At 43.4% G+C, this 5,197-nt stretch carries 4 protein-coding genes and 1 pseudogene; all 5 read left to right on the top strand.

The genetic code is table 11. The features are described from left to right. Positions 1 to 1,482 (top strand): DEAD/DEAH box helicase (locus B9J87_RS13100; protein ID WP_176429526.1); only part of this gene is annotated, 1,482 nt, incomplete at its 5' end. A 259-nt stretch (positions 1,483 to 1,741) separates the two neighbouring features. Beyond that, positions 1,742 to 1,918 carry a methylation-associated defense system helix-turn-helix domain-containing protein MAD1 gene (gene mads1 / locus B9J87_RS13090; protein WP_094151112.1) on the top strand — a complete coding sequence of 59 codons (177 nt, stop codon included), beginning with the start codon at positions 1,742 to 1,744 and terminating at the stop codon, positions 1,916 to 1,918. Further along, positions 1,915 to 3,414 (top strand): type I restriction-modification system subunit M, encoded by a 1,500-nt coding sequence (locus B9J87_RS13085; RefSeq protein ID WP_094151110.1) that lies wholly within the window; start codon positions 1,915 to 1,917, stop codon positions 3,412 to 3,414. The genes mads1 and B9J87_RS13085 overlap by 4 nt, the downstream gene beginning before the upstream one ends. Then, complete coding sequence (locus B9J87_RS13080) at positions 3,411 to 4,913, top strand: type I restriction-modification system subunit M (protein ID WP_094151108.1); 1,503 nt, start codon at positions 3,411 to 3,413, stop codon at positions 4,911 to 4,913. The genes B9J87_RS13085 and B9J87_RS13080 overlap by 4 nt, the downstream gene beginning before the upstream one ends. Then, positions 4,906 to 5,197: pseudogene (locus B9J87_RS13075) on the top strand (restriction endonuclease subunit S); the annotation flags it as partial. The gene B9J87_RS13080 and the pseudogene B9J87_RS13075, both read left to right, overlap by 8 nt.

Below are 5,197 nucleotides of genomic sequence, written 5' to 3'. Positions count from 1 at the left end.
CAATATAAGGCTTCACTATCTCAAAAACTCGGTGAGTACGAAAATGTCAAAAAATCTATTCGCTTGATTATTGGTAATGTTGATTCCAAAGAAATCGAAAGAAAAGGATGTACAAAGAAAATTTTGCAGCAGCAGCTTGATATTCAATCTAAAGAGCTAGAAAAAAGGAAGCTCTTAGAACAGTTAGATGCCTATAAAACTGAGTTTAAGGTGTATCACTTACCGGAAGTGACTGATGATATCGAGGGACATGATAGGCAGAGGCACGCATGCTGGCAGCACGAGACTATCAATGAATTGCGGTCTGACATCTATTCGGCTGCGTTACAGCTTCATGAGGCTTGGCTGATAGAGGCTAGTAAGCAGAGTACCTTCCGAACGCAGATAGTTAAAATCAATGATGTTGTATTAGGTAAGAATAGCGAGAATGCATTGGCGATTTGGCAGATACTATTTATGTTTGTCCCCGTTGTTTCGACGACTTTTGCTTCATTGGGAAATATGTTTTCTAAGCTGCCGCCAGAATCTCTAGGTTGGCTAATGATTGATGAGGCAGGGCAAGCAGTACCACAATCTGCTGTAGGTGGTTTGCTTCGTGCTAAGCGAGCGGTGGTTGTTGGAGACCCTCTGCAAATTGAACCTGTGTTTACATCTCCACCAGAGCTGATTGACTACTTAATGCAATCTAAGTTGCAAGAAAAATCAGAGAAGTGGGACCCTTGTATGTGGTCAGTTCAGACGTTAGCCGATCGCGTTAATCCATATGGCTGTATGATAGATATGGATGGTGAAGAACAATGGATAGGCATACCGTTATGGGTACATCGTAGATGTATCGAGCCAATGTTTAGCATTTCGAATGAAATAGCTTATAACAGTCGAATGATACATGGTTCTGACAACGATAAAGACGTTGAGTCAAGAATTCATAAGGCTTTAGGACACAATCGGTGGAATGATTCACAAGGAGACTGTGTACTCAAACAATACAAGCGTGAGTTGGGTGAGGATGTTAAAACTCTTTTATTTGAATTAGCAGCGCACGATGGCGACTTAAGCAGCATTTATCTAATAACACCATTTAAAGCGGTAAGAAAAGAGTTGAAAGAAGATCTGAGGCGTAGCAAGTCAGAGCTGCTTAGTAACTCGAGTTGGAATGAAAAGGAGTTTAACAACTTTTTGAAATACAACGTCGGGACTGTGCACACTTTCCAAGGCAAGGAGAATGATACCGTTATTTTGGTTCTCGGTTGTGACACTAAAAACAGTGGCGGGGCATCTTGGGCTTCTTCAAAACCAAATTTGTTGAACGTAGCTGTTACCCGAGCAAAAAAACACTTATTTGTTATCGGCGATATTCAGGTTTGGTCCGACAAGCGCTATTTTGATAAAACATACAGAAAGCTGAATCACCTTAGTACGAATGACTACCCACTAGGCGAGAGTCCCACACAATGCAAAGAGACATCGCTAACTCCCTAGGTGAATGCTTGTCTGAAACTCTGTAGTTACTGAATTATCAACATCGCGGAGAGGTTATCGTTCAAGCAATCACCGTATTGATAGTTATGAAATGCTACTAATAGAATGAATCCCCACCAGCGAAAGCTGGTGGGGATCTGTATTTTTTCTATGCACTCAGTCTTGTATTGAGTTATCTCACATTGCCGATTCCCCAATTTTCCCATATTCTCTCACCATCAATTCTGATGAATAAAACCAATATGAGATAACACTCTGAATGGTAGACCAAATTTTAACCTTGAAAGAGGTGGCTGCTTACCTAAAGTTGGCCGAAAAAACAGCATATAGATTAGCAAGCGAAGGAAAGCTTCCTGGTTTCAAAGTCGGCGGTTCTTGGCGTTTCAAACGTGAAGACCTTGAAGCGTGGATACAAGAGAATAAGAGCAAGCAATGACATTAATAGATCTCAAAGACTTAGAAGCACACCTTTGGCATGCGGCCCATATAATCACGGGCCCTATTGACGCTTCAGACTATAAAACCTACATCTTCCCAATCTTGTTCTTTAAGCGTATCTGCGATGTTTACGATGAAGAGTTCGCAGAGGCGATGGAGCAAGTGGATGATGAAGATCTTGCGAAAGGCGATATGTTTCACCGCATCCAAATTCCAGCTAACTGTCATTGGAAAGATGTGTTTGCAGAAACCAAGGATATTGGCCAAGCCCTAAAAGATTCATTCCGTGGCATTGAACTAGAAAACCCACAGCTACATGGTATTTTTGGTGATGCGAGCTGGACCAACAAAGAGCGCCTATCAGACGAACTGTTATCGACATTACTCAATCACTTCAACAAGGTTAACCTTGGCGTATCGAGTGTGCGTAATGATGATATGGGTCGTGCTTACGAATACCTCATCAAGCGCTTTGCTGATAAAGCAAACAAGAAAGCAGGTGAGTTCTATACACCGCGTACCATTGTTCGTCTTATGGTCAATATTCTAGATCCACAAGCCAATGAGAGTGTTTATGACCCGGCTTGTGGTACAGGCGGTATGCTGCTTGAAACCATCCACCACGTTAAAGAGAGTGGCGGCGACCCACGTCTTCTTAAAATCAAAGGTCAAGAGAAGAACCTGACTACCGAAGCGATTGCTCGAATGAACTTGTTCCTACATGGACAAGAAGATTTTGAAATCGTTCGTGGTGATACACTTCGTGACCCTAAGTTCCTGAAAAATGACCGACTAGAAGATTTTGACTGCGTAATTGCAAACCCTCCATTTAGCTTAAAAGAGTGGGGACATGATTATTGGACAAGTGATCCTTATGGGCGTGCAAGCTTTGGTTTAGCCCCTAAAACCAACGGTGATTTCGCCTGGGTCCAGCATATGTTTGCTTCATTAAACGGTGAAGGGCGCATGGCGGTAGTGCTGCCACATGGTGTGCTTTTCCGTGGTGGTGCTGAAGGTAGAATTAGAACCAAGTTGTTAAAAGAAAACTGCATCGTGGCGGTAATCGGTGTGGCATCGAACCTGTTCTACGGTACAGGCATCCCGGCTTGTATTCTCGTGTTGCGTAAAGCAAGACCAGAAGAGCATAAAGATCATGTACTGATTGTGAATGCGGAAGAAATCTTCACTAAAGGTCGCGCGCAAAATACTTTGTCAGAGCCTCAAGCTGATGAGATCTATGACATCTATCAGAAGATGCGCACCAAGGGACCGGAGGCAGACGACATTGAAGGTGTTGCACGTTGGGTGCCACATAGCGAGATTGAAGAGAACGATTTCAACTTGAACATCGCTCGTTATGTACAAAAGCCGCTAGAAGAAGAAACCATTACTGTAGAAGAAGCGTTGAAAGATTTCCAACAAAAATTAGCAGCCTTAGATGCCGCTGAACAAGAGTTAGAAGCCTTATTAATCAAAGAGGGCTTTGAGCTATGAATAAAAACAAACTAGAAGAGCTACTGTGGGGCGCAGCCGAGTTCCTGCGTGGTCAAATTGATGCATCTGATTACAAGCAGTACGTATTCCCACTGCTGTTCTTTAAGCGCCTATCGGATGTATATCTAGAAGAGTATAACGAAGCGCTAGAGCTGCACGAAGGTGATGCTGAATATGCCGCGATGTCAATGTATCACCGTTTCGATATTCCAGAAGAAGCAAGCTGGGAGAAAGTTCGCAATACCAGTAAAGACATTGGTGAAGCGATTCAAAATGCTTTGCGTTTGATTGAAGCAAAGAACGAACGTTTGCATGGTGTATTTGGTGATGCGCAGTGGACCAACAAAGAGCGCTTGCCAGATCACTTGCTATCAGACCTTATTCAGCATTTCAGCAAAATCCCACTAGGCATTAAGTCTGTTGCTCAAGATGACCTGGGTGAGGCTTACGAGTACCTGATTAAAAAATTTGCGGACGATTCAGGCCATACGGCTGCCGAGTTCTATACCAATCGTACCGTTGTTCATTTGATGACACGTATCATGAAGCTTAAGCCGGGTGAGAGTGCGTACGACCCAACCTGCGGTACCGGCGGTATGCTGCTTAATGCAGTGATGGATCTGCGTTCTCAGGGTAAAGAGTGGCGTAGCGTTCATTTGTATGGCCAAGAAGTAAACCTGCTAACCTCTGCCATTGCGCGCATGAACATGTTCCTGCATGACATCGAAGAGTTTGATGTTATGCGTGGCGATACTCTAGGCGACCCTAAGTTTATCGAGAACGATCAACTTAAACAGTTCGATGTTATCTTTGCTAACCCGCCGTATTCGATCAAAAAGTGGAACCGTGAAAAATTTGCCGCTGACCCTTATGGGCGCAATATGTACGGCGTGCCACCACAAGGTTGTGCGGATTACGGTTTCTATACCCATATCATCAAAAGCTTAAAACCGGATACTGGCCGTGCGGCCATGCTTTGGCCTCATGGTGTGCTGTTCCGTGATTCTGAGCAAGTGATCCGCAAACAAATCATAGAATCAGACATCATCGAAGCGGTGATTGGTCTAGGCAAAAACCTTTTTTATAACTCGCCGATGGAATCCTGCGTGGTGGTGCTTAATTGCAATAAACCCGCCGAGCGCAAAAACAAGGTGTTGTTTATTAATGGCGTACAACATGTAACCCGTGAGCGAGCTCATAGTCACCTGTCTGATAATGACTTAGCTGTACTCTGTGATGCCTATTTTTCACCAGAGAAGCAAAGTGATATTACGGCTTTGGTTGAAATGGAAACCATTCAACAGAACCTTTACAACTTGTCGATTCCGCTGTATGTGCAGGCAACGGTTGAAGAGGAATCTTATGATATTGAGCATGCAATCGAATCTTGGAAAGTATGTCGTGTTCAACTGAAAAAACAAACCAATAACCTTCTAAATCACCTAGCTGACTCTCTTGGTGATGAGAATGACCAGCAAAGTGGGAGCATTAATGGATAAGCAGTACAATGAAGGCTCACAGCTATTGAAGTTTGGAGAAGTAGCAAAACTAATCTCTGAGAGAAAAAATCCAGTTCCGGGAGACGAGAAATACTATATCGGCTTGGAACATCTTGATAGCGGAAGCTTGCAGGTCAAAAGATGGGGGAGTGATGTTGTTTTAAAAGGACAAAAACTTGCAATAAAGAAGGGGGATATTTTATTTGCCAAACGAAATGCATATTTAAAAAGAGTGGCTCTCGCCCCATTTGACGGAATTTTTTCCGCGCATGGAATGGTAATAC

Source organism: Vibrio sp. V19_P1S1T109, assembly GCF_002241375.1.
GTDB classification, from domain to species: Bacteria; Pseudomonadota; Gammaproteobacteria; order Enterobacterales; family Vibrionaceae; genus Vibrio; species Vibrio anguillarum.
This window is presented reverse-complemented; position numbering and strand designations above follow the sequence as displayed.